Source organism: Mesorhizobium sp. KACC 23794, from assembly GCF_052180275.1.
GTDB lineage: Bacteria > Pseudomonadota > Alphaproteobacteria > Rhizobiales > Rhizobiaceae > Kumtagia.
In genome coordinates this window covers 6,905,044-6,928,219 of sequence record NZ_CP197465.1, presented here as the reverse complement: position 1 = coordinate 6,928,219, position 23,176 = coordinate 6,905,044, and the positions used below count along the sequence as shown (strand labels likewise).

24 protein-coding genes and 2 pseudogenes are annotated in these 23,176 nt (G+C 64.2%); 20 read left to right on the top strand and 6 right to left on the bottom strand.

Translation table 11 applies throughout. The annotated features are described in order from the left end of the window. Positions 1–2: 2 nt before the first annotated feature. Positions 3–1,412 carry a DUF1254 domain-containing protein gene (locus ACSBOB_RS33510; protein ID WP_442580310.1) on the bottom strand — a complete coding sequence of 470 codons (1,410 nt, stop codon included), beginning with the start codon at positions 1,410–1,412 and terminating at the stop codon, positions 3–5. Positions 1,413–1,429: 17 nt separating this feature from the next. Further along, positions 1,430–2,416: an HAD family hydrolase gene (locus tag ACSBOB_RS33505; protein ID WP_442580309.1), complete on the bottom strand. Its 987-nt coding sequence runs from the start codon at positions 2,414–2,416 to the stop codon at positions 1,430–1,432. A 163-nt stretch (positions 2,417–2,579) separates the two neighbouring features. Between ACSBOB_RS33505 and ACSBOB_RS33500 the strand changes: the two genes are divergently transcribed. Further along, positions 2,580–3,599, top strand: a complete 1,020-nt coding sequence (locus ACSBOB_RS33500; RefSeq protein ID WP_442580308.1) for a helix-turn-helix domain-containing protein — start codon at positions 2,580–2,582, stop codon at positions 3,597–3,599. 351 nt (positions 3,600–3,950) lie between these two features. On the opposite strand, the gene ACSBOB_RS33495 is transcribed toward ACSBOB_RS33500, so the two are convergent. After that, positions 3,951–5,018, bottom strand: coding sequence for a DUF7146 domain-containing protein (locus ACSBOB_RS33495; protein WP_442580307.1), 1,068 nt, complete (start codon positions 5,016–5,018; stop codon positions 3,951–3,953). Positions 5,019–5,150: 132 nt separating this feature from the next. Between ACSBOB_RS33495 and ACSBOB_RS33490 the strand changes: the two are divergent. Then, a pseudogene (locus tag ACSBOB_RS33490) lies at positions 5,151–6,002 on the top strand (DUF7146 domain-containing protein); the annotation flags it as partial. A 323-nt stretch (positions 6,003–6,325) separates the two neighbouring features. Then, positions 6,326–7,261: a DUF2493 domain-containing protein gene (locus tag ACSBOB_RS33485; protein WP_442583920.1), complete on the top strand. Its 936-nt coding sequence runs from the start codon at positions 6,326–6,328 to the stop codon at positions 7,259–7,261. A gap of 7 nt (positions 7,262–7,268) precedes the next feature. Here the strand turns inward: ACSBOB_RS33485 and ACSBOB_RS33480 are convergent, their stop codons facing one another. After that, the gene (locus ACSBOB_RS33480; protein WP_442580306.1) at positions 7,269–7,724 is read right to left on the bottom strand and encodes a hypothetical protein; all 456 of its coding nucleotides are present in this window, start codon (positions 7,722–7,724) and stop codon (positions 7,269–7,271) included. 610 nt (positions 7,725–8,334) lie between these two features. Between ACSBOB_RS33480 and ACSBOB_RS33475 the strand changes: the two genes are divergently transcribed. After that, entirely contained in the window at positions 8,335–9,081 is a 747-nt protein-coding gene (locus ACSBOB_RS33475) for a hypothetical protein (RefSeq protein WP_442580305.1), read from the top strand. Positions 9,082–9,208: 127 nt separating this feature from the next. Here ACSBOB_RS33475 and ACSBOB_RS33470 read toward each other — a convergent pair whose 3' ends face one another. Continuing rightward, complete coding sequence (locus ACSBOB_RS33470) at positions 9,209–10,450, bottom strand: MBL fold metallo-hydrolase (protein WP_442580304.1); 1,242 nt, start codon at positions 10,448–10,450, stop codon at positions 9,209–9,211. Beyond that, positions 10,447–11,370 (bottom strand): hypothetical protein, encoded by a 924-nt coding sequence (locus tag ACSBOB_RS33465; RefSeq protein ID WP_442580303.1) that lies wholly within the window; start codon positions 11,368–11,370, stop codon positions 10,447–10,449. Before ACSBOB_RS33465 ends, ACSBOB_RS33470 begins: the two co-directional genes overlap by 4 nt. 472 nt (positions 11,371–11,842) lie before the next feature. Here ACSBOB_RS33465 and ACSBOB_RS33460 point away from each other — a divergent pair, with 472 nt between their 5' ends. The 16 genes and pseudogenes from ACSBOB_RS33460 (at position 11,843) to ACSBOB_RS33385 (ending at position 23,134) form a co-directional block, all read left to right on the top strand. Further along, complete coding sequence (locus tag ACSBOB_RS33460; RefSeq protein WP_442580302.1) at positions 11,843–12,169, top strand: DUF736 domain-containing protein; 327 nt, start codon at positions 11,843–11,845, stop codon at positions 12,167–12,169. A 191-nt stretch (positions 12,170–12,360) separates the two neighbouring features. Beyond that, the gene (locus ACSBOB_RS33455; RefSeq protein WP_442583919.1) at positions 12,361–12,621 is read left to right on the top strand and encodes a hypothetical protein; all 261 of its coding nucleotides are present in this window, start codon (positions 12,361–12,363) and stop codon (positions 12,619–12,621) included. A 157-nt stretch (positions 12,622–12,778) separates the two neighbouring features. After that, entirely contained in the window at positions 12,779–13,042 is a 264-nt protein-coding gene (locus ACSBOB_RS33450) for a DNA -binding domain-containing protein (RefSeq protein ID WP_442580301.1), read from the top strand. Positions 13,043–13,149: 107 nt separating this feature from the next. After that, positions 13,150–13,269, top strand: a pseudogene (locus tag ACSBOB_RS33445) (transcriptional regulator domain-containing protein); the annotation flags it as partial. A 97-nt stretch (positions 13,270–13,366) separates the two neighbouring features. Next, entirely contained in the window at positions 13,367–13,906 is a 540-nt protein-coding gene (locus tag ACSBOB_RS33440) for a DUF2285 domain-containing protein (protein ID WP_442580300.1), read from the top strand. A gap of 142 nt (positions 13,907–14,048) precedes the next feature. Then, positions 14,049–14,330 (top strand): helix-turn-helix transcriptional regulator, encoded by a 282-nt coding sequence (locus ACSBOB_RS33435; RefSeq protein ID WP_442580299.1) that lies wholly within the window; start codon positions 14,049–14,051, stop codon positions 14,328–14,330. Positions 14,331–14,347: 17 nt separating this feature from the next. After that, positions 14,348–15,502, top strand: a complete 1,155-nt coding sequence (locus tag ACSBOB_RS33430; RefSeq protein WP_442580298.1) for a replication initiator protein A — start codon at positions 14,348–14,350, stop codon at positions 15,500–15,502. Further along, positions 15,499–16,152, top strand: coding sequence for a ParA family partition ATPase (parA, locus tag ACSBOB_RS33425; RefSeq protein ID WP_442580297.1), 654 nt, complete (start codon positions 15,499–15,501; stop codon positions 16,150–16,152). The genes ACSBOB_RS33430 and parA overlap by 4 nt, the downstream gene beginning before the upstream one ends. Before the next feature lie 79 nt (positions 16,153–16,231). After that, on the top strand, positions 16,232–16,486 hold the full coding sequence (locus ACSBOB_RS33420; protein WP_442580296.1) for a hypothetical protein: 255 nt from the start codon (positions 16,232–16,234) through the stop codon (positions 16,484–16,486). Further along, positions 16,483–16,989 carry a DUF2840 domain-containing protein gene (locus ACSBOB_RS33415; protein ID WP_442580295.1) on the top strand — a complete coding sequence of 169 codons (507 nt, stop codon included), beginning with the start codon at positions 16,483–16,485 and terminating at the stop codon, positions 16,987–16,989. The genes ACSBOB_RS33420 and ACSBOB_RS33415 overlap by 4 nt, the downstream gene beginning before the upstream one ends. Beyond that, on the top strand, positions 16,986–17,531 hold the full coding sequence (locus ACSBOB_RS33410) for a S26 family signal peptidase (RefSeq protein WP_442580294.1): 546 nt from the start codon (positions 16,986–16,988) through the stop codon (positions 17,529–17,531). The genes ACSBOB_RS33415 and ACSBOB_RS33410 overlap by 4 nt, the downstream gene beginning before the upstream one ends. A gap of 67 nt (positions 17,532–17,598) precedes the next feature. Further along, positions 17,599–17,934 carry a DUF736 domain-containing protein gene (locus ACSBOB_RS33405; RefSeq protein WP_442580293.1) on the top strand — a complete coding sequence of 112 codons (336 nt, stop codon included), beginning with the start codon at positions 17,599–17,601 and terminating at the stop codon, positions 17,932–17,934. Between the two features lie 2 nt (positions 17,935–17,936). After that, a complete protein-coding gene (locus tag ACSBOB_RS33400; protein ID WP_442580292.1) occupies positions 17,937–18,701 on the top strand; it encodes a lytic transglycosylase domain-containing protein in 765 nt (254 codons plus the stop codon). 243 nt (positions 18,702–18,944) lie between these two features. Continuing rightward, positions 18,945–20,684: a relaxase/mobilization nuclease domain-containing protein gene (locus ACSBOB_RS33395; protein ID WP_442580291.1), complete on the top strand. Its 1,740-nt coding sequence runs from the start codon at positions 18,945–18,947 to the stop codon at positions 20,682–20,684. 21 nt (positions 20,685–20,705) lie between these two features. Continuing rightward, positions 20,706–22,694, top strand: coding sequence for a conjugal transfer protein TraG (locus ACSBOB_RS33390; protein WP_442580290.1), 1,989 nt, complete (start codon positions 20,706–20,708; stop codon positions 22,692–22,694). A gap of 5 nt (positions 22,695–22,699) precedes the next feature. Then, positions 22,700–23,134: a CopG family transcriptional regulator gene (locus tag ACSBOB_RS33385; protein WP_442580289.1), complete on the top strand. Its 435-nt coding sequence runs from the start codon at positions 22,700–22,702 to the stop codon at positions 23,132–23,134. Positions 23,135–23,176 lie beyond the last annotated feature (42 nt).

The following is a 23,176-nucleotide window of genomic DNA, read 5'->3' as shown; positions in this document are numbered from 1 at the left end:
CGCTAGTTCATCTTCTCGACGTCGGGAAGAGTCCACACCTTCTTCTCAAAAAGCGCTTGGGTCGGCGAATAGAGCCGGAACAACAACTCGAAGCCGCGTTGCGGGTCAGTAGGCACCCAGTTCGACTCCTTTCCTTCCGGCGCCTTGGGGCCGAAGAAGATGTCCGTCGATCCATCGGGGTTCGTCTGCACTTCCGCGGCATTTGACGCACGGCTGGCACGGTCCATGTTCTTGACCAGCGCATGCGTCTCCCGGTCGTAGACAGTCACCGACCAGTACAGCTCCACAGGCACATTCGGCGGTACATGCAGGCGGTAGCTGTTGCCGCCGGCCAGCGGTTCGCCATCCTTATCCTTGTTCGCGATAAGGTAGGTCTGTGCAGTGCCGAGGCGCTTTATGCCGATATAGCCCATGCTGTAGGTGAGGGCGCGATAGTCAACTGGGTAAATGTCGGTCTCGGCGTATCCCGAGGATCCCGCCTTGACGAGATCGGGAAAGGCCGGAACGGCCCAATGCGCCGTGGGGAAGAATGGCGGGTACCCAGCCTCATACATCTGATCGAGGAAGGCTCTCGCTTCGGTTGCAGCGGCGTTCAGGATCGCAGTCGTTTCGGCATCGGGAGCGAAAGGCTTGCCTTTCTCTATCCCGATGGACTTGAGCTGATCGATCATCGCCTTGTCGCGGGTCAGCCACGGCTCGCTTTGCACGATGCGATCCAGCGATTCGAAGAAGCGGATGTCGTAGGGAATGCTCGAGTCGTATAGCACGTCGTTGGCGTCGGTGAATTTCGTCTCCGGGGGGCTTGCCGCCTGTGAGAGTGGATAGACCTTGAGCCGCTTCCCGTAAGCCACTGCCTTCTCGATGTCCGCATCGCCATGACTGGCAAGGTTCGAGCGCAACAGCGCATAACCGCCGAACGTCTCGGATTGGACGGCTATGTATCCGTCGGGTGCCTTCCCCTGGTAGCCGGGGGGCAGAATCAAATACTTGCCGCCGGCTCCCTTATCCGCGCCGTAAGGTCCCGCGTCCTCGAGCGGCATCTGCCAGACGGTGTCGATATTGGCGGCAAACGAGCCACCCTCGGCCGGCGGAACGTCGATCACGATCGGCCCCGCTTCCTTCGTGTCGAAGAAGATCATCAAATAGATCGCATCGGGATTGGGCGTGAGCGTCTGGTTGTGCCAGTCGACCGGGCGGGACCAATAAGTGACCTGGTTCACCTTGCCCTTAGTCTTGGTCAACATCTCCTGCAGCATGAGATCGTAGTTGACCGCAGGCATGCCCCAGATGACCGCTTCGACGGCGCGGCGCTCGATGGCTCGCCGCTGCAACTCTTCGGGTGCAAGGCCCTGCGCCTTTGCCGTGCCAATGGCGGCGAGGAGCGAAAGCACGGTAAGGATCGTCTTCAGCATGATCTTGCCTCCTTCGTTCACGGTGCGACAACCGTCTTCCAGTCGTCCCTGATGCTGACCACATGGAAGCCGTATCTTTTCGCTGCGTCGAGCGAGTAGTTGTCGGGCTCGGAATACTCGAACTCGCGCTCTGCATCGTCATGATTGATGAGGAGTTGAAAGCTCGGGCCCGTGCGGTCCTTTGACCAGCGCATCATGGCGATGTCGCCCCTGCCACCCTCGTTGCCGCCGACGAAGACTGGCCGCGCTCCCAGAGCAAGATTGATCGTGGGCGGCTTGCCTTCCTGATCGTTCAGGTGGTCAATTGTGCCGTCGAACACCAATACCGTCTTGCCGTCGCGCTCGTCCAACCTGGTGCCGGAGCTCGTACCCATCACCCGCGCGGGAGGTATTCCAAGCATCTCCATCGAGACGGCGCGCGTGAACAGGATCGGACTGCCGCTGCAGATCCAGTTTTTGAAGCCATTGTCCTCCAGATAAGACAGCAGTTCCGCCATCGGCTTGTAGACGGCACGCGTGTAGGGAACACGGAACTTGTCATGAGTCGTTGCTTTCATGAGCGGAAGAATGCTCGCAGAAAACTCCTCTGTCGTTCGACCATCGGTGACAGCTGCGATCAGATCGTTCAGACCTTGCTCACCTGCATTGTGCAATGCCGCCGCATCGCCTTTCAGGAAGGCCGCGATCGCCGGCTTGTCGGCCAGGATCGGCTTCTTTGCCACCGCCTGCTTGAGGTCAGCGGCGAGTGGAATGACCGCGGCAGGTATCGGCTTCTCCGGAATGAGAGTGCCGTCCATGTCGAAAACGGCGATGCGCTCATCGTCCGGCACGAACTCAGGTCCGCCTCGTTGCGTCACCGTCGTCACGAAATCGATGATCGCCTGTTTTGTGGCTGTGTCGTTCCATGAGGGCAGCGGGTCCGCGCGCGCGACGGCTATGGTTGCGATCAAAGCGAAGGTGAGCGAGGAGCCCAGCCTGCGATATGGAAATATACTGAGCCACATAAGTTACCTCCTCTCCCGGTTGCGGCATGGCATGTGGGCAGATGCACCTCGTAGGGTAGGACATCTCCTCTCCGGAGCAATCGGCAAACTGTGCCACCGTATTGACGATTTGTGCCGCGAAATGTCTGATAGAATTGAGCTTGGCACCGTCGCGGAGGTCACTGTGTCAACGATTCTGCCCTTCGCTCACTTTTCGACCAAAGACTTGCCCGCGAACTTGCAGTTCGAAGCCTGGCGAGAGCAGCCCTATGCATTTGAGGTCAGCCCGGCAGAAGACGAGTGGCCAAAGTCGTTTGCTGCTGAAGTGGATGTATACGTTTTCGGCTCTGCTTTGATGTTGCGCGCCCGACAAGGCGCACAACGATATGCGATCAGTCCCGACCGAGCGCGGACGAAAGGTCGAAATATCTTCCTGTTCACATGTTATGAGCGCGGGGCGTATCGAGGATGCGCTGGAGCGGATGAAATCAACGGAGAAGCCGGTGACATTCAGGTGCTGGACCTCTCCCAAACCATGAACACCATTGAAACCTCGTCAATAATGACGGGCATCGCAATCTCACATGATAACTTGCGAGAAAAGCTCGGTACCCTGGACAAGCTGCATGGTTTGGATCTTCGACAGACCGCTGGGGCATTCTTAAGCGATTATTTGCAACTGTTGCTACGACGACTGCCGACCATGTCGGAACGCGAAGCGTCGGCGATGGCTGACGCCACGATCGATGTCATCGCGGCCTGTGTGCGGCCGACGCAGGAGCGCATGCTGCCGATCGCTGCACAGGTACAAAGCGTCCTGATCGTTCGTGCAGAAAAGTTGGTGGAGCGATATATTCAGGAGCCTCAACTTTCGCCAGCGTTTCTCTGCAAGCAGCTCGGAGTGTCGCGTAGAACCCTTTATCGAGCGTTCGAAGAACGTGGTGGGGTACACGATTACATCCTGGAGCGGCGGCTTGCCGCAGTGGCAGCTAAGGTGACCGCGCCGGGCGAAACTCGGTCCATCTCTGAATTGGCCGAACTTTACGGCTTCACTACATCCGAGACCTTCTGGCGTGCCTTTAAGAGAAGGTACGGAGTGACTCCCGGAGAGTTCCGGGCAGTGGGCCACTTGCATCACGCCGGACCGTCTTCGTCAGCGATCGCTTCTCTGTTCAAGCAATGGACGAACGGAACATCTGCGTAAGGGCTAAACGGCTGACTGCAAGAAATTCGATGCCAATCTCTGCACGTCTCTGAGGCGCCGATTTGTCGGAACGTCGGCTGTCAGGCAGCGACAAAGAGTACTGTTACGACCAGATGGAAGGCGCGAAGCAGTCGTCTGTCTAGGATTGTGGCCAGCAGCGACCATTGAGGCGAACTCTCTGCCGCGAGTGCACTGCACGACCCTAAGGTATGCCGTGCTATGCTCGAATGTCAGTGATGGGCTCTTAGCAACGATTGGAACGGCTCCGAAGGGCAGTTTCCGCAGTCGAGCCGGAGTAGTTCTGATGCTCCCTCGCTGAAAATGGCCTGGACAGCCGAGAACGGCCATCTGTCACCCCGTCTTGGCAGCTCTTCGGCGCATGAAGCGAACGACATCCTGGGGTGCGAGCTGGACGCGCAATGTCCGCCGGAGCGCGCCGAGGCGGAACGCACGCAGGTCCTCGTTGAAGTCGCCCCTCCGCGGCGACAGGGCAAGCACCTCAATGCCTGCTGCTTCGGCGCGTTCGGTCAATGCCGTGAGCGCCAGGTCACCCGCGGCATCGGCGTCGCGGGCGATGTAGAGCCGACGCAGCGCCGGCGGGAGCAGAAGCGCGGCAAGGTGGTTGGCCGAGAGCGCGGCCGCCATCGGCATGGCAGGCAGCGCACAGCGCAGCGACAGCATCGTCTCGATGCCTTCGCCGGCCGCCATCACCTCACCTGACACGCCAAAGCGCACAGCGTGACCGAGGAGACCACCCATCGCCTTCCTTTGGGTGTCGATCGGCGCCTTGCCGAGCCGCACGGCATCGAAGCCGTTGGGATCGAGCCAGGTCCGATGCGCCCCGGTGATGCGGCCGTCGAGATCGGTGACGGCGGCGATCATGGCCGGCCAGGTCTCGGTCGGCGAATGCTCGTCCGGCCGGTAGTAGCAGCGCGGATGGAACCGCAGCGCTCCCGCATCGTAAACAGCCTTGATGCCACGATTGCGTAGGTAGGTCTCGACGAGCGTCCGGCGGATCGGCTGCGACATGGCGAAGAGCCGCTGCGCCGCTTCCGGCGACCCGGCGGGAACGGGTGTACGAACGGGCTTTGGGGCGCCGTGCGGTTCGGCGCGCGGCAGGCTCAGAAACCGTCGTGCCTCATCGACGACATCGCGAAAGTCGACGAGACTGCAGCTCTCACGGATCACGTCGAGCAGATCGCCATATTCGGCCGAGGCGGCATCGGTCCAATGCCCGGCCGCACCGGGACCGGATTCCGGCCCGCTGAGCCGGACGAACATCGACCGGCCCGGCGTGTTGCGAACGTCGCCCACCGTCCAGTAGCGACCCTGGCGCCGCCCGTTGGACAGGTAATGGCGGCAGACCGCCTCGGCATCGCGGGCGAGGCGACGCGCAAGCTCGGAAGCGTCGCGGGGCATCACGACACCTCCCGCGTGCTGAGATTATGTTGCGTAGACGCCGTCCATCGTCCGTGGGACAGCGCCCAATCGCGGGAGCGCAACATAACCCCCGCCGCAACATATTCGACCTTATGTGCAGTTCAACATAAGACCGACGCGGCGACCGGCGAGCATGGCGACTTGCTCGATGTGATCCGCGAGACGTGTAGCTTCGTCGAATTCAGGGATGTCGCCGAGGAGGCGCGCCAATTCCTCAGCTTGCCCCATGCCGAGCGGGAACTCGAGACGCACCGGACCCGCACGGCGCCTGCACCGACCGGATCGCCGGAGGCCGCGCGGCGGCTCTTTGCCATATCGCAGCCGATTACGGGCACAGTCGTAGAGTCGTATCTACGGAAGCGCGGCATCACGGCTTTGCACGGAACCGGATCGCTCCGCTTCCATCCACGCTGCTACTACCGGCTGGACGACCATTCGCCGACCGAGACATGGCCGGCGATGATCGCGTCCGTCACCGACCTCGACGGCCGGATCACGGGCGTACATCGCACCTGGCTCAGCCCCGAAGGGAGCGGCAAGGCGCCAATCGACACACCGCGGCGGGCAATGGGCGATCTCCTCGGTCATGCGGTCCGGTTCGGCGCGGCGCACGATGTGACCGCAGCCGGCGAAGGCATCGAGACGATCCTGTCACTCCGCATGGCCCTACCTGGCCTGCCAATGGCGGCTGCGCTCTCGGCCGCACACCTTGCCGCCATCCTGTTCCCGGCGACCCTTCGCCGACTCTACATCGCCCGCGACGACGATCCGGCCGGTGACGGCGCGCGCGATAGCCTGGTCGAACGGGCGCAGACGGCCGGCATCGAGGCGATTGTGCTGTCGCCGACACTTGGGGACTTCAACGAGGATCTCCGCACCCTCGGCATCGGCGCGCTGCGGGAAGCGACCCGTCAGCAGCTCGTCCCTGAGGACGTCGCCCGTTTTCTCACCTTGGCGGCATAGCCGGAAGGGACAAGCGCGCGGCAGCGGCGGCCGTCACAGGTTTCGCACGAGGCCGCAACCCGTTGCGCCGGAGAGGACCGCGACCAGGCCTTCGAGTGGGCGATCGGCCGTCAAGCGGTCCGGACCGGCAATGGCTGCGCCCGGCCATTTTCCGGCGCGCTCCAGCGGAGCGCTTTCCATCGCGAAACAAAATAGCCGGCCTTCACCATCCGGCGCGATGCTTGGCCCTGCGCTCACGCTCCGGGTGCAGGTCCGGCCCGCCCGACGGCTTTCGTCGCCAGAAGGCCGCGAGGGTCGCGGTCGAACCGACGAAGGAGCATCCCATGGCGAACGAACAAGACGACGGCTTCGAACCGCACCACGCCTCATCCCCCACCGACCATGTCCTGACCGAACTCCAGCTCTACGGCTTTCGTCCCTTTCAGGACGAACCCGATCCGAGGCCACTTCCCGAAGGCGATGCGGTCGCCGGGGCCATCGCCGACATCTTCGACGCCCTGATCGCCACCCTCGAGGACACCCGCCTCGAACCCGACCTCGATGACCTCCTCTGGTCGACCGTCAACCTCTTCCATCGCGCCACAGACCGGATCGAACGCGAACTCGATGACAATGAGCAGGCGCAGCGTCGCGGCCAGCGCGAACAGGACGGCTCGGAGGTGAAGTCGGTCGAGCTCGAACGTCTCACCGCCGAAGGGCGGACCATGATCGAGCGCCGCAACGCCTTCGAGCTGATGCGCGATCAGGCCGCAGAACACTTCGAGCGCCACACCGGATCATCCTGGCGGCCACGCTACGGCTCGATGGTCAATCACCGCGCCATGACCTCGGCGATGATCGACAGCCGCGATTTCCTCGCCGCCAAGCGCCGGGCAGAGAGCGAGGTGATGATCCCGGCGGGTCCGAAGATCGCCGTCACCGGCGGCCTCGACTTCAACGATCACCGGCTGATCTGGGCCAAGCTCGACCAAGTCCGCGCCAAGCATCCCGACATGGTGCTGTTGCACGGTGGATCACCGAAGGGCGCCGAGCGCATCGCCGCTCGCTGGGCGGATCACCGCAAGGTTCCGCAGATCGCGTCCAAGCCCGACTGGACGAAGCACGCCAAAGCCGCGCCGTTCAAACGCAACGATCAGATGCTCGCCGTCCTGCCGATCGGCGTGATGGTGTTCCCCGGCACCGGCATCCAGGACAATCTCGCCGACAAGGCGCGCAAGTTCGGCATCCCGGTCTGGAAGTTCGGCAATGGCGGCGCGTGAGCGCCGCCTAGCCCAGCTCGATGCCCCAGAATTTCAGCACGCCGATGACCTCCTCCTTCGGATAGTGCAGGAACGCCGCGTTCTCGATATCGATCTTGATCTTCCGTTTGCGCTTGTCGATCTCGCGCGCGATCCGCTCGCTGAACGGCGCGGTGCCTGGCGGCAGCACACCGGGGCGATCAGGACTCGGCGAACTCTTCGGATACCCGTCAGGAATCGATCCAGACGTCACTTTGGTGGCCTGCTCGGCGACCGAGGGATGCTCGCAAGCCCATCCACAGAGATGGAAAGCGCAGACCCGGAGCATGGCCTTGATTTCCGGGAGCGTGTCGGTGAAGCCTTTCAGCGGCGTGGGCAACCACACCATGTTGGCGACGCACGAGAAGTATCGCGGATCTTGCACGACGCTGCTCTGCTGCGCGAACGACGGATCGTCATATCCCAGATATGGCAGACGGTCCAATTCTTGGGCTTGGGTGACGCCACGTCCAGGGCGGCCACCAGCGCTTGGAGCGCAGCGACGTTGCCTTCGAACTTCTCGGCAGTGACCCCGGTAGCCTTTCGGGTGTTGGTATAGCGGCGGGTCCATCCCGCATCGTAGAGCGGTCGTCCGCGAGCGGTGTGCGGCGCCCACACCGGCAATCGCCGGAATGTCTCCGGATTGACCCACCGCGCGGTTCGCTCGATCAGCTCCACGACCGCCGGGATGTCGTCCCGCAGTGCCTCATTGCCGTCTGGTATGTAGAATCCGTCAGCCACTCTCCGCCACCACCCTCATATCATCTGCCCCGGCTGCACGAGGCGGATCACAATTCGGGAGTGAGTCCTGAGCGGCAGAGCTGTTTGAGAGATCATTCCTCTACCATCTCCGCGAAGCGATGCACCCCCCCGCTTCCTTGCGCTGATCCTTGGTCCGGCCGAGGGCCTGGCGCCATCAACCCGTAAAGGGTCCGCTACGCGAGCGTGCGGCCTTGAGGCTTCGCCCCTGCGGTGATTGCGGCCCTTGGCCGGACACATCGGGCGCCTGTCGCGCGGGGGGATGGTCCCCCGCCTCCACAACAGGAGCCGGATCGATGTCCCTCAACGATGCTCACGCCTTCGCCTTCAGCCTCGCCACCACGCTTATGGTCGCGATCGTGATCTTCAAAGCCGGCAACGGCACGATGAGCGTCATGCCGGCGTCCGAATACGACGGAGACGCCTCGGCGATCATCCGCGAAGTCGATCCATTCGCCCCTTGCGGGCGACGGTCCGCTCGGCCGAGCGGAAATCCCAACGGATTTCCGCTGCGGTCATCACTCAACTTCGGCTATACTGAGGTCTGCGCCGTGGTGGTGGTGGAAGGCGCGACCGTAGACCTTCATCTCACGGAGCACACCACCATGGTACTCGGCATTCTCTTGAGCATCACAGCCATCGGCGTTGTCTGCTGGCTGCTGTTCACTCTCGCTATCTACGCGCTGCCCCTCTTCGGGGGCATCACCGTCGGCACCTGGGCCTATGGCACTGGCGCGGGCTGGCCCGGCAGCATCGTCGTCGGACTTCTTGCCACCGGGCTGATGCTCGGCGTCGGCCAGTTCCTCTTCGCCTTTGCACGCCCGGTCTGGCTCCGCCTGACCATCGGACTTGTCTTCGCAGCACCGGCAGCCGTCGCCGGCTACCATGCCGTTCACGGTATCGCGAAGCACGCCATGCCTTCGGAGACCTGGCAATTCATCTTCGCAGTGGCCGGCGCCATCGCCGTCGGCGCGACGGCCTGGATTCGCATCGCGGGGACGGAGCCCACGCGGCGATCCGGGCAGAATCTCGTTCGCGGCTGACATCTACGCGGCAACGTCGTGGCGGAGGCGCCCTCGACATCACGGAGGAGGCAGGGATCGGCCACGCTCGGCCGTCAGCGTGGGCCGGGAGATTGCGGTCGATTGAGCAATACGGACCAGCCGCCTTCTAGAGGACCATCGGCTCACCATCGCGAAGGCGACGTATCGGCGGAAACCCCGTCGCATCTTCATCCCAGGCTACGCCGTGAATGGGGACCATTTTCTTCGGTGCCAGCGCGGCGGCGAATGCGCGCAGGTCCGCTGGCGATGCATGGCCGCTCGTGTGGATGTGTCGCGCCGAAGCTCCACCAGCGTCGAACCAAGTCTGGAGCCGTTGCCCGTCCTCACTGGCGAGATACCCCTTCCACATGGACCATGACCACGCATCGTGCCGATTGGGTATCACGCCGGCGCGGTCGAGATCGCGGATCAGTGAGGGCCGGATCATGCTCACCCACTTTTCGGGCGTGTCGGCAAGAGCACGAGCCGGTATGCCGTTACGCGCCATGCGCGCGACCAGTTCCTCGCGATCGGTCCGCCGATACATCCGCGAAAGTGCGCCGGTGACGACAACCTTCACACCGCGCCAATCTGGCTGCGGCAGACGCCCATGCTCGGCGAGGAGTTCCATCACCTCGGCTGTATAGAGGTCGACCACCAGCGTGCGGCCAGCCTTCAGAGCTGCTCTGTAGAGGGTGACGGTGCGGTCGATGTTTTGCGCCGACCAGGCCACGAAGACACGCCCCGGTGTCTCCTGGAACAGCTCGACGAACTCCTTCTCCAGATCGGCTTCAGCCATGGTCGACTTGTTCGAGCCGAGGTTCGTCCCCTCCATAAGCAGCACGTCGATCTCGCGCGGCGGGGTTGCCATCAGGCGCTCGACCAGCGCTGCCTTGCGTCCGTGGCGACGAAAATCGCCGGAGTAGAAGAATCGCCGGCCATCGATCTCGATCAACAGCATATGCGCGTCAAAGGCGCTGTGGTCGGTGACGAACGGTGTGATCGTGAACGCGTGGATCCGGTTTGGCTGGCCGGGTCGCCAATGATTGAAGCGGCAGCCGACGGTCTTCCCCCTGATCGCGGCGGTGAGCCGGATCAGCTTCTCGGTCGCTTCGCCGGCATAAACCGGCCACCCCTCAGGTATTTCCTCGAGCAAGCCATAATGATCTTGGTGCGGATGGCTGATCAGCACCGTCGCTGGACGTTGCCGATCCAGCGTCTCCGGCAGCAAATCCACAGCACCTTCGGGCGCGTCCAGTGGCCGCCCTACGTCGAGGATGAGGCGCTCGCCCGAGACGGAGGCGATCTCGATGCAATTGCCGCCGATCTCCTTTGCGGAACGATGGACCGTGAGCGTGACCCCGCTCAAGCGGCGAACTCGACCTGAGAACGCGGCGGCACGACCGTTACCGGCATCCGCTCAGACAGCCTGAGGAGATGTCCCTGCCAGGCTTTCTCATCCCTCTTTGCGCCGTCATCAAAGATGAGCAACCGCGGAGTCAGAGCGACGTCGAGCCGTCCGTCGTCGCGGGCAGCCTCGACGATGAGATCGTCAATCGGGGGGACGTGGGCAATCTTCTGTGCGACCACATTGAAGTTGCGCAGCAGCTTGCAGGTTCGACGGTATGCCTCAACGACGCACCGGCGATTTCGATCATCGGCAAGGAAGCGCTCATAGGCTTCCACCTGCTCGAAAACTTTCGGCGTGGTCCGGGAACGGAGCCGCCCGTCGCTGATCATCTTCGCTTCCCAAAAGACGATCTGAATACCGTCGCCGGTCTGCTCCAGCGCCACCATATCCATGCGCATCGGTGTTTTCTGACCTTCGCAGGCAGGCAGCCCCATCTCCACGTCGATCACGGTGGGCATTTGCGCCACCGCCTTTTCAACATCGCATTTCTCCGGTCCGCGATGCTTCACCGAGTTCGCGATCCAGGAGTGCAGCATAGAGGCTCCGCCCCACGCGCAGATTTCACCCTGTCGATCGCACCCCTGTCCGACAAGGAGCTTCACATAATCTTGGCCGCCATTGGGAGAGCCAGACACATATTTCCGGTGAACGTAGAGCTTCGGCGTTCCCTTTCGGTCAAACTCGATTCGGGCAACCGACTGGCCGCACGAATAAAAGTTCATATAGCCATTCCGGATAGCGAGGCGGAGCGCGCCCTCGTGGCCGCTAGGTGCCCACAGCGAGAGGAGGTCGCGCCACCAGTTTGGGCGATCGTCGCAGGCCATCTCTGCCAAGGTCTCCCTGGCCTCGATACTAAGCTGCCGATCGAATTCCGACATTCTCCCCCCTCTTGGAGCAACGTGCATCTCTGTTCACAGAATGTCCAGAACCCGGCAGACCACGATACAGCACCCCCTTGGCATACTGCCCGGAAGCGTGGCGCGAGAACCGATTCAGGCGTTGAGTCCGGACCGGGAGACAAGAACGGCCGGTGCGCCGCGTCCTTATTGGTTCACCGAGGTGGTCGCCATCGTCTCCGTTGATCGGTTCCGCCTCGTCGAGCGCTCCAAAACGGCCTCTTCGATGGGTGTATCTGGCCGAAGGACGGCTTCGCCTCGATCGCCTATGACGCAACAGCGCCGTCAAGACTTTCTTCCCTGCCGGCTGCGCCGTCATCCCTCGCGGGACAAGAAAGTCCCTCCTTTGCTGTCTGAAGCCCTGCGGGTGCGCCGTCGATCGCCTCCGGCCGGTCGATCACCATCGAGGCCGCAATGGTGCGGGCTCGAAAGACAGTGATCAAGGAGACTTCTCATGGCGACCATCGGCACCTTCAAGAAGACCGGCTCGAACGAGTTCACCGGCGAAATTGTCACCCTCAGCGTCCAGGCCAAGGGCGTCCGCATCGTCCCCGAGACCCGCACCACGGGCGAGAACGCTCCCAGCCACCGCGTCTTCGTCGGCCGCGCAGAGATCGGCGCCGCCTGGTCCAAGCGCTCCAACGAAGGCCGCGACTATCTGGGCCTCAAGCTCGACGATCCGAGCTTCACCGCCCCAATCTTCGCCAACCTCTTCGACGACGAGGACGGCGAAGGCTACAGCCTCATCTGGTCCCGCCCCAGCCGCCGCAACGCCGACTGAGGCCCAGGGGATGCCCCGTCCGGACGATCTGGGCGGGGTATTCGCATGGCCCCAGCGGCCGAATCACTCTGCAGCACAATCGCGCCGGCGACTGGAAAAGCCGTTCTTCCGGGTGGCCAGAAGACTAAAGAACGACTATTATAGTCGTAGTTCTGGCTCGTGCCTCGCGCCTTGTGGCGGTGATCACGTTCATGATCACCGCTCGTCAATCGCGGGCCGCGCGAGCGTTGCTTGGCTGGAATCAGGAGACGCTTGCCGACAAGGCCCGAGTATCGTTGACCGCACTGAAACGCCTCGAATCCGAGAGCGGATTGCGCGTCTATGAATCGACACGCGACCAGGTGAAGCGTGCGCTTGAGGGCAATGGCATCGTGTTCCTGACCACCGACAAGGGAGAGGGCGTGATGGTCATGCGCAACGCGATTGCAGAAGACGGCAAGAAGCGTCCTTGATCCTTGATCGACAACTGGCCGCTATCGCGCTGACCGGTGTCGCCGGCACGATGCCTTTCGTCAGAATTGTTGTCATACTTACATCGAGGAAGCCGACAATAGACCCGGTTCACACCGCGCCCGATCAAAGGTATGCATCCCCCGCTTGGGGGCGCCGATGACACATTCAGCTTTTTTGGACGAACCGCCGCAGAGCGCGGTGCTCACAGATTATGACCGTGAGCATATGAAGATTTATATGCGCGTTCTCGACGCAGCGACCGACGGCGCCGATTGGCGGGAAGCCGTCGCCGTGATCTTCGGAATCAGTCCTGAGGCCGATCACGAGCGGGCGCGACGGGTTCACGACAGCCATCTTGCCCGCGCGCGCTGGATGACCGAACACGGCTATCGACAGCTGCTCCGCGAAGGACGCGAATAGCCCAGGCGATGCGCTCGGGGCATAGCTTGGTGCTTCCTTAAGCTCTTCCCAAATCGTCACATTTCGCAAACGGTGCAGCCTCCACGTTGCGGCAACGAGGAGACACGATGACGCCTCACACCTCCCGCTGGCGGTCCTCCGAGACTTACGACTACTTGGACGCCCTCGACCCTCCCGCTTTGGCCTGGGAATGGCTCAGGCGCAATACCGAGTACCAACGAGACTACGCGCGCGCCGACGACCCTTCGGCGCAGCGCGAGCTAAACCAGAGATGGGGATTGCAGTTTTTTCGCACCGCCGTCGCTGAATGCTGGGGAGGGTCCCGTGTTCTGGTCCGCCGATGCGGACACGAGCGCCGTGCTGCTCACGCAGTCGCCTATCACGCTGCCGACGGCCGGCAATCTTTCCTCCGACCTGCGCGATCCAGCCGCGCGGTCGGACGACCAGGGCGAGCACATGCTGCTCGCCGCCGGCAACCAGACCATCCGTCTGGTGCGGCTCGCCGGGGTGCCGCCCGGAACGCCTCTCGCCGCGCTTGTGCCGCTTGATATTGATGGTTTCGACCGGATCGAGGCAATCGACCGGCTTCTGCGAGGCCTGTTAGGACGCACTGTCCCGAATGATCGTCGTCTGACCCAGCAGCAGAAGCGGCGGCATAGGTTCATGCTCCAAGCGACCGACGGTCGCATCGATGGCGCGACCTATCGCGACATCGCCGGCGTCATCTTCGGCGTCGACCGAGTTGCGTCCGAGCCCTGGAAAACCTCGGCCCTGCGCGACGCCACCTCCGCCCTGGTCAAAGACGGGCTGGCGATGATCGCCGGAGGCTATCGTGCTCTCCTTCGTCATCGCCGCCGGGCCTGATCCCCTCCGGTCGTCGTCCGGAGGGGTGAGATTTAACGTCACCCAACTTCCCCCTCCCTCCGCGCCAGCAATCTTCGCCACCGTGGTCCCCGTTCGCCGCTGGGCACCAGCGGCCACCCGGAACCCCACGGAGGCCCGCTCGATGCGACCCGACCTGTCCGCTGTCCCGCCACGCTTTCTTCGCACCAAGGAAGCCGCTGAATTCCTGAGCCTGTCTGCCCGCACGCTCGAAAAGCACCGCACCTACGGGACCGGGCCCGCCTACCGAAAGCTCGGTGGGCGGGTCGTCTACGCCATCGACGATCTTCAGGCCTGGGCCAACCGCGGCGCCGTCACGTCGACCTCCGACCCGCGCGGTTCAGTCCTGCCCGCCAAGCGCCACACGCCCACGCCGGCCGCTCACGCCAGCCGCTTCGCGCGCTGACCGGAGCGGATCCTTGAATGGCGGCGCGGCGCCAGGCCCTTTCGGAGCGCGGACAGCTCGATTTGTTCCGAGCGCTCCCTGGCAGCTTCGCGCCGCGAGATGCGCAGGACCTCATGGCTTACCCGTTCTTCTCCCTCTCCAAGACGCACCGCGTCGCGCCGATCGATTTTTGCGCCGGCGATATCTCGATACGCGTCGAAGCCGTTCCCGATCACGGGATGGCGACCATCTGGGACGCCGACATCCTGATCTGGGCGGCCAGCCAAATCGTCGAGGCGCGCGACGCGAGGCTACGCACTTCGCGGCTGATGGCCGCCACACCGTACGAAATCCTGACCTTCGTCGGCCGCGGAACGTCCTTGCGCGACTATCAGCGCCTGAAGGCCGCGCTGGACCGCCTCCAGTCAACGACCGTTTCGACCTCGATCCGCCAGCCGGCCGAGGGCCGCCGCCATCGCTTTTCGTGGATCAACGAGTGGCAGGAGCGCACGGATCGCCAGGGCAGACCCGCCGGCATCGAGCTCATCGTTCCGGACTGGTTTTACCAAGCGGTTCTCGACGACGCGCTGATTCTCACTATCGACCGCGCCTATTTCGACCTGACGGGCGGCATCGACCGCTGGCTCTATCGGCTCGTGCGCAAGCACGGCGGTCGCCAGCAGGACGGTTGGCGCTTCGACTTCCGCCACCTTCACCAGAAGTCCGGCAGCCTGTCGCCGTTCAAGCGCTTCGCCTTCGAACTGCGCGACATCATTCGCCGCCAGCCGCTGCCCGGCTACACGCTGTCGCTGGAGATCGAGATCGGCGGGCGCGTGCTGCTCGCCTTCGAGCCGGCCTGTGGGCAGGCTGTGGAAGGCCTCGTGCTAACGGGAACCCGCACTCACGTGCTATCGGGAACCGGAGGCTCGTGCTATCGGGAACCGAAACGGCCCTCAAGCCCAAGACAACCAACAGAAAATCGCGCCCTTAACTTAGACTCTAACGGAGAGTCTAACCTTAAGAGGCGCGCGCGCGATGTGAACAACATCCAAAGCGGCCATCGGAACAGACCCGAAGCGTCTGCCGATCGCGCTATCCCTGATACGACTTTCCGTAGTTCCGCTTCTACGACGGACGATACTTCCGACGCGCCGAACCTGCCCCGAGGCCGCAAGCCGGGAGGGGCAAGATGATCGTCGCGCTGCTTAACCAGAAAGGCGGCGTCGGCAAGACGACGCTGGCGCTGCATCTTGCTGGCGAGTTCGCGAGTCGCGGCAAGCGCGTGACCCTGATCGACGCCGACCCGCAGGGATCGGCACTCGACTGGTCACAGCAGCGCGGCCGCGAGGGCCTGCCGCGCGCCTTCGGCGTCGTCGGCCTGGCGCGCGACACGTTGCATCGCGAAGCGCCCGAGCTGGCCCGCGATGCAGATCACGTCGTCATCGACGGGCCGCCGCGTGTCGCCGGCCTGATGCGCTCCGCGCTGCTCGCCGCCGACCTGGTGCTGATCCCCGTACAGCCATCACCGTTCGACGGCTGGGCGTCGGCCGAGATGCTGGCGCTTCTCGCGGAAGCGCGCATCTACCGGCCCCAGCTCGTCGCCCGCTTCGTGCTCAATCGCTGCGGCGCACGCACCGTCATTGCCCGCGAGACGGCCGAGACGCTGGCCGACCATGATCCGCCGCTGCTCGCCACCACCATCGGCCAGCGCGTCGTCTTCGCAGACGCCGCGCAGTCCGGCCGGCTGGCTTCCGAGATCGATGGCGACAGCCCGGCGGCGCGCGAGATCTCGGCGCTGGCGGCCGAGGTCGCGCGGCTGGCCATCGGCAGGATCACACGATGACGGCGGTCTCCGAGATCGTGCCGGTCGGTGCCCGCGTTCGTATCGCCTCCGAGCCGCCGTTCCACGACGGAGACGGCGCATGACGGACCGCACCGACAAGCGCCGCTTCGCATCCCGGCCGGGCGGTCCCGAAAGCTGGATCAAGGCGGCCGAGACGCAGGTGAACAGCAAGGCCGGCGACAATACGTTCACTGCCCGTCTGACCGTCGACATCACGCCCGAACTGCGCGGCCGCATCAAGGTCGCGGCGTTCCGGCGCGGCGTGACCGTCGCCGACATGCTGCGCGACCTGCTCGCCGGCGAATTTCCCCCCACAGATGGAGACGCCTCATGACCGGCCATGCGGCACGCCGTCCGCTGCCGGGCGGACCGGCAACATTCACCACGCTCGTCGAACTGACCTGGCGCCAGCGCCAGATCGAGCACTGGATCAGGTTCGGCCGCAAGAGCTACGGACAGGTCCTCGACCGCCACCGCAGCATCGCAGGCTTCGCGCCGAACAGCATCTTCGCCTTCGTCCGCTGGGCCGCCAACGACTACGGCACGATCGTCTCGCGCATCGACATCGTGCGCGCGATCGGACGGGGCGAGCCGTTCCAGACCCTGCCGTTCGTGCGCCCCGGCGGCGAGATTCTGCTGAAGGCTGAGAGCTGGCCGACCGTCGAGCGCGTGCTTCAGCATATCGATGCGATCGAGGCTTGCGGCATCGATCCTGCCGACGTCGACCCGGCCCACTGGCGGCATGTCCACAATCGCCTTCGCGCCGGCGAGACGCCTTCTTCCTACACACCGTCGCGGCACGAGGCCTGGCTGAAGCGCGGGAGGACCGGCCCTTGACGCGCCTCGGCCTCCTCATCGCAACCGCGCTCGCTGCGACCGGCGTCGGTTATCCCGGCCTCGTGCCGATGCCTACCAAGCTGATCTGGAACGCATCGGCCAGCGCGCCGATCGGCCTCTACACGGTTGCGCCGGCCGACCGTCTCGACGTGCCTGAACTGGTCACCGTCGACCTGCCGGAGGTGCTGGCAATGTTCCTCGCCGCGCGCGGCTATATCCCCGAAGGCGTGCCGTTGATGAAGCGCGTTCTTGCGGTCCCCGGACAGACGGTCTGCCGCACCGGCCTCGTCGTCACCGTCGACGGCATCGAGGTGGGAGCGGCGCTCGAACGCGATCGCTCTGGCCGTGACCTGCCGGTCTGGCAGGGCTGCGAACGCGTTCCTGCCGGCGCGGTGTTCCTGATGAACTGGCAGGTCCGCGACAGTCTCGACGGCCGCTACTTCGGCCTGACTCGCACCAGCCAGATCATCGGCCGCGCGGTCCCCCTTTGGACCGACGAGGACGGCGACGGGCGGTTCCAATGGCGCGCGCCGACGCGGTGAACGCGCGCCGATCGCGTGCCGTGGCCCGGTGCGCGTCATCTCCACCGCACAGACAAGGAGCCCTGCCATGCCACAAATCGGTCATTTCGCCCGCACTCCCTCCGGATATTCCGGACGCGTCCGCACGCTCTCGCTCGACCTTGAACTGACCTTTGTCCCGTCCGAGAATGCAGACGTCGAGAATGCGCCCGCTTACCGCATCCATCTCGGCGGCGAGGACGGTCCGGAAGTCGGCGCCGGCTGGAAACATACCGGCGATCGCGCCGGCGCGTTTATTTCCGTCGTGCTCGACGACCCTGTCTTTGCGCATCCCGTTCGCGCGCGATTGTTCCAGTCGGATGAGGACGGCCACGACTGGGGCCTGCACTGGACGCGCCAGAAGAAGCGCGAGGAGCAGGAATAGCCATGCTCCATTCCGGCGCCGATCCTGTCTTCCGGCGGTGCGGCGGCCGACGCCACATCGTCCTCCTTCTCCTTTCCGGCTTTGCCTTCGCGACGGACGCACCGTCTCCGACCCTGGCGCAGGCGGCAGCCCCGGTCCGCATGACCGACGCGCATCCGCATGCAGCCCACATTGCCACGGCATCGCGCCGGTTCGGCATACCGGCTGCATGGATCGCCGCGGTGATGCGCGCCGAAAGCGCCGGCGACGCGCGCGCGGTGTCGTCGGCGGGCGCAATGGGGTTGATGCAGGTGATGCCCGACACATGGGCGGAGCTTCGCGTCCGTTACAGCCTCGGGCACAACCCTTATGACCCGCATGACAACATCCTCGCCGGCACCGCCTACCTGCGCGAGATGTGGGACCGCTACGGCAACGTCGCTGCGATGCTCGCGGCATACAATGCCGGCCCCGCACGCTACGACGAGCACCGCGCAACGGGCCGCCCGTTGCCGGCCGAGACGCGCGCCTATGTCGCTTCGCTCGCGCCCGTGCTGCGCGGCGAGCGTCCGTCGAAGATCGCATCGGTGGTCGCGAAGCCGCTCGACTGGCGCGAGTCAGCGGTCTTCATCATGCGCGACAGCGACGCACCTAGCGTCGATCTCCTGCAGGGCGGCCGCCGATCGCGCGCGCCCCATTTATTTCTTCCGGCGACACCGGAGGCACTTCCCACGCCGGCGTCGCAGGGACTCTTCGTCGCCCGCGGCGACAAGGGAGCCGTCCCATGACCGGCTCCGCGGCAATTCGCATCCTGTCGTGTTCCAGCGTATCACCGAGGACGCTGAGGGTGGCGCCAGGCACCACAACCGTCCGATGGCGAGATAAAAAGGCGCAACGTGCGCCTCGGTCGGGTGGTTGTTTTTGCTGGGTTTTCTGGCGTGCTCCGCACGTTGCAGAGATTTCGCGCACCGTGCGCTGCAAGCTCATGTCTTTCTATTTTCGAGCTGTTTTGCACGTCGCAGGGCCGCGCCATGGCCGATGAGCGCGAGTTCCACATCCGTCCGGGGCGCATTCGTTCGACCCGCGCGCAGCAGGCGCGGCCCTTTATTGCCCAAGCGCTCGCCGCCGCGCAGAAGGCCGGTGGCCGCGTCTCGCGATCCGGCAGGATCACGCCCGGCAACCGCTCGCGCTTCGGCCGCGGCCAGCGCGCCAGCATCCAGGCCAACCGCCTTCTCACCGGGCGCTCGCGCATCGTCGTCATCAAGACCCGCGTCGTTCGTCACACAGCGCGCTCGACCCCGGTCGGCGCGCACCTCAACTACCTGCGCCGTGACGGGGTGACGCGCGAGGGGGAGAAGGCCCGGATGATCGGGCCGGAGGGCGACGAGATGGACGCGCGGGACTTCGCCGAGCGCTGCGAAAGCGACCGGCATCATTTCCGCTTCATCGTCTCGCCGGAGGACGCAGCCGACATGGCTGACCTCAAGGCGCACGCCCGTGAGCTGATGAGCCAGATGGAAAAGGATCTCGGCACCAAGCTCGACTGGATCGGCGTCGATCACTGGAACACCGACAATCCCCACATTCACATCATCCTGCGCGGCCGCACCGACGACGGCCAGGACCTCGTCATCTCCCGCGACTACATCAAGGAGGGCATGCGCGCCCGCGCGCGGGATCTGGTCACGCAGGAACTCGGCCAGCGCACCGATCTCGAAATCCATCGCAATCTGGAACGTCAGGTCGAGGCCGAGCGCTGGACCCAGCTCGATCGGCAGCTTGGTCGCGACGGCGGCAAGACCGGCATCATCGATCTCGCTCCGCTCCCTGATCGTCGGCCGGACGAATTCCATGCGCTGAAGGTCGGCCGGCTCCGCACCCTCGAAATTCTTGGGCTGGCCGGACAGGTCGGCCCGGCTCAGTGGTTCATCAAGGAAGAGGCGGAGAAAGTCCTGCGTGAACTGGGCGAGCGCGGCGACATCATCAAGCGAATGCATCGTGCTCTCACCGAGCGCGGCATCGAGCGCGGCTCCGCCAGCTACGTCCTCGCAGCTGAGAGCCTTGACGTGCCCGTTATTGGCCGGCTGGTCGAGCGCGGACTCGATGACGAGTTGAAGGGCACGGCCTATGCCGTGGTCGACGGGGTCGACGGACGAACGCATCATATCAAGCTGCCACATCTGGACGCCGCCGGCGACAGTCCTCCGGGCTCGATCGTCGAGCTTCGTTCCTATGAAGACGCCCGCGGGGAACGCCGCGTTGCGATCGCCGTCCGCTCCGACCTCGACATCCACACACAGGTCAACGCGACCGGAGCAACGTGGCTCGACCGGCAGGCGGTGGCGCGTGAGCCGATCGCTCTCTCGGAGGACGGCTTCGGCGCCGAGGTGCGCCAGGCAATGGAACAGCGCGCCGAGCACCTGATTGGCGAAGGCCTCGCGGATCGGCAGGGTAGGCGCGTCGTCTTCGCGCGCCGGCTTCTCGACACCTTGCGCGACCGGGAAGTCGATGCGCTCGGCGAGAAGCTCGCTGGCGAGACCGGCCTGCCATTCAATCGGGCCGGCGGCGGCGAATTTGTCGCCGGAACCTATCGCCAGCGCTTCGCGCTCGCCACTGGTCGCTTCGCCATGATCGACGACGGCCTCGGTTTCCAGCTCGTGCCCTGGTCACCGTCCCTCGAAAAGCAGCTCGGTCGACACGTCTCCGGTGTCGCCCGCGACAGCGGCGGCGTCGATTGGGATTTCGGCCGCAAGCGGGGACTCGGCCTCTGAAACTCAGGAAAGGAACCTGAAATGTCCGCGACCAAGATCCTGTGGGGACAAATCACCGTCGTCTTCCTGATCGTCCTATGCACTACATGGGGCGCGACACAGTATGTCGCGTGGAGTCTTGGGTTCCAGGCGCAGCTCGGTCCGCCCTGGTTCGCGGTCGCGGGCTGGCCCGTCTACTATCCGCCTGCCATCTTCTGGTGGTGGTATTTCTACGAGGCTTATGCGCCCGACATATTCGTGGAAGGCGGACTGATCGCCGCGTCTGGCGGCTTCATCGCAATCGCCGTAGCCATCGGCATGTCGGTCTGGCGGGCGCGGGAAGCAAAACATGCCGCCACCTACGGCTCGGCGCGCTGGGCCGACAAGGCCGAGATCAAGGCGGTCGGCCTGCTCGATCCAGACGGTGTGGTACTCGGACGTTTCGAACGGAATTATCTTCGCCATGACGGTCCGGAGCATGTGCTGTGCTTCGCGCCGACCCGTTCCGGAAAGGGCGTCGGGCTGGTCATTCCCTCGCTCCTGACCTGGCCGGATTCGGCGATCGTTCACGACATCAAGGGCGAGAACTGGCAGCTCACCTCCGGCTTCCGCGCACAGCATGGCCGCGCGCTGCTGTTCGACCCGACCAATCCGAAGTCATCCGCCTACAACCCGCTGCTCGAGGTCCGCCGCGGCGAATGGGAGGTGCGCGACGTTCAGAACATCGCGGACATTCTCGTCGATCCCGAAGGCTCGCTCGACAAGCGGAACCATTGGGAGAAGACCAGCCATAGCCTTTTGGTCGGCGCGATCCTGCACGTTCTCTACGCCGAGAAAAACAAGACGCTGGCGGGAGTGGCCAACTTTCTCTCCGATCCGAAGCGGCCGGTTGAATCGACCCTGCGTGCCATGATGAAGACCGCGCATCTTGGAGAGGCGGGACCGCATCCCGTTGTCGCCACCGCGGCGCGCGAGTTGCTGAACAAATCCGACAACGAGCGCTCTGGGGTGCTCTCGACCGCAATGTCCTTCCTCGGTCTCTATCGCGATCCCATCGTCGCCGAGGTCACCCGGCGCTGTGATTGGCGAATCAGCGACATTGTCGGTGGTGATAGGCCAACCACGCTCTACCTCGTCGTGCCGCCATCCGACATCAACCGAACCAAGCCCCTGATCCGCTTGCTGCTGAACCAGATCGGCCGTCGCCTGACGGAGGATCTTCAAGCCAACCGCGGCAGGCACCGCCTATTGCTCATGCTCGACGAGTTTCCGGCGCTTGGCCGGCTCGACTTCTTCGAGAGCGCGCTCGCCTTCATGGCCGGCTACGGCTTGAAGTCGTTCCTGATCGCGCAGTCGCTGAATCAGATCGAGAAGGCGTACGGCCCAAACAATTCGATCCTCGACAATTGCCACGTCCGCGTCAGCTTCGCGACGAACGACGAGCGGACGGCGAAGCGAGTCTCCGATGCGCTTGGCACCGCGACCGAGATGCGGGCTATGAAGAACTATGCCGGCCACCGGCTGTCGCCGTGGCTGGGGCATCTGATGGTCTCGCGACAGGAGACCGCCCGCGCGCTGCTGACGCCGGGCGAAGTGATGCAGCTTCCGCCGAGCGATGAGATTATCATGATCGCCGGCATCCCGCCGATCCGGGCAAAGAAGGCGCGCTACTACGAGGATGCGCGCTTCGGGGAACGCATCCTGCCGCCGCCGGAATTGCGGAGTCCCGCTGAGGTCCACGCCGACGACTGGAGCAAGCTGCCGATTCCCGTCCGGCCCAAGGCCGCCACAGCATCGGACGAGCAGCAGGCGGACGACGAAGACCCGACCGAATCCGAGCGCCGGCTACAGCCCGAGCTCAATCGCGTGAAGCCGGTTGAGAAGAAGGAGCCGATCGAGAATGAATTCGAGATCGATCCGAGCGACGATGGAGACGATGACGATGCCGTGCGCAACCGTCGGATGACCCGCCTCATGCAAGGTGTCGCGCGCCAGGTCTCGCTCGATCCGAACGACGGCATGGAGCTGTGAGCGCCATGGCCGGTCGCAGAAAGAAGATCAAAATCTCCGCCTATCTCGACCCGGATGTCATGACCATGCTGACCGACTACGCGGCTCGCCGAAACCAGCCACAGTCGATGATCGCCGAGGCCGCCATCGCATCATTCCTCTCACCCGATGCAGCCGAGCGGCGCGAGGCGGCGATCGGTAAACGTCTCGACCAGGTCGACCGGCGCATGATGCGGCTTGAACGGGATCTCGGCATCGCGGTCGAAACGCTGGCAGTGTTCGTCCGCTTCTGGCTGACCACGACGCCGGCCTTGCCGGAGCCCGCCGCCCAGGCAGCGCGCGCTAAGGCGAGCGAGCGATATGAGGCCTTCATCACCGCACTCGGCCGACGCTTGGTCAAAGGGCCGAAGCTGCGGCAGGAGATTCCCGAAGATGTTCCGGGTGAGAAGAGCGATCAATAGCGTTCGGCCGGCGACATTGCCTCTCGTAGTGATCGTGGATGA

Coding starts and splice junctions, on each gene's coding strand:
- ACSBOB_RS33385 (WP_442580289.1), top strand. CDS start 22,700: ATGGCCGGTCGCAGAAAGAAGATCAAAATCTCCGCCTATCTCGACCCG.
- ACSBOB_RS33400 (WP_442580292.1), top strand. CDS start 17,937: ATGCTCCATTCCGGCGCCGATCCTGTCTTCCGGCGGTGCGGCGGCCGA.
- ACSBOB_RS33390 (WP_442580290.1), top strand. CDS start 20,706: ATGTCCGCGACCAAGATCCTGTGGGGACAAATCACCGTCGTCTTCCTG.
- ACSBOB_RS33435 (WP_442580299.1), top strand. CDS start 14,049: ATGCGACCCGACCTGTCCGCTGTCCCGCCACGCTTTCTTCGCACCAAG.
- ACSBOB_RS33475 (WP_442580305.1), top strand. CDS start 8,335: ATGTCCCTCAACGATGCTCACGCCTTCGCCTTCAGCCTCGCCACCACG.
- ACSBOB_RS33495 (WP_442580307.1), bottom strand. CDS start 5,018: ATGCCCCGCGACGCTTCCGAGCTTGCGCGTCGCCTCGCCCGCGATGCC.
- ACSBOB_RS33415 (WP_442580295.1), top strand. CDS start 16,483: ATGACCGGCCATGCGGCACGCCGTCCGCTGCCGGGCGGACCGGCAACA.
- ACSBOB_RS33485 (WP_442583920.1), top strand. CDS start 6,326: ATGGCGAACGAACAAGACGACGGCTTCGAACCGCACCACGCCTCATCC.
- ACSBOB_RS33430 (WP_442580298.1), top strand. CDS start 14,348: ATGGCGGCGCGGCGCCAGGCCCTTTCGGAGCGCGGACAGCTCGATTTG.
- ACSBOB_RS33450 (WP_442580301.1), top strand. CDS start 12,779: ATGACACATTCAGCTTTTTTGGACGAACCGCCGCAGAGCGCGGTGCTC.
- ACSBOB_RS33510 (WP_442580310.1), bottom strand. CDS start 1,412: ATGCTGAAGACGATCCTTACCGTGCTTTCGCTCCTCGCCGCCATTGGC.
- ACSBOB_RS33460 (WP_442580302.1), top strand. CDS start 11,843: ATGGCGACCATCGGCACCTTCAAGAAGACCGGCTCGAACGAGTTCACC.
- parA (WP_442580297.1), top strand. CDS start 15,499: ATGATCGTCGCGCTGCTTAACCAGAAAGGCGGCGTCGGCAAGACGACG.
- ACSBOB_RS33465 (WP_442580303.1), bottom strand. CDS start 11,370: ATGTCGGAATTCGATCGGCAGCTTAGTATCGAGGCCAGGGAGACCTTG.
- ACSBOB_RS33455 (WP_442583919.1), top strand. CDS start 12,361: ATGATCACCGCTCGTCAATCGCGGGCCGCGCGAGCGTTGCTTGGCTGG.
- ACSBOB_RS33405 (WP_442580293.1), top strand. CDS start 17,599: ATGCCACAAATCGGTCATTTCGCCCGCACTCCCTCCGGATATTCCGGA.
- ACSBOB_RS33395 (WP_442580291.1), top strand. CDS start 18,945: ATGGCCGATGAGCGCGAGTTCCACATCCGTCCGGGGCGCATTCGTTCG.
- ACSBOB_RS33505 (WP_442580309.1), bottom strand. CDS start 2,416: ATGTGGCTCAGTATATTTCCATATCGCAGGCTGGGCTCCTCGCTCACC.
- ACSBOB_RS33420 (WP_442580296.1), top strand. CDS start 16,232: ATGACGGACCGCACCGACAAGCGCCGCTTCGCATCCCGGCCGGGCGGT.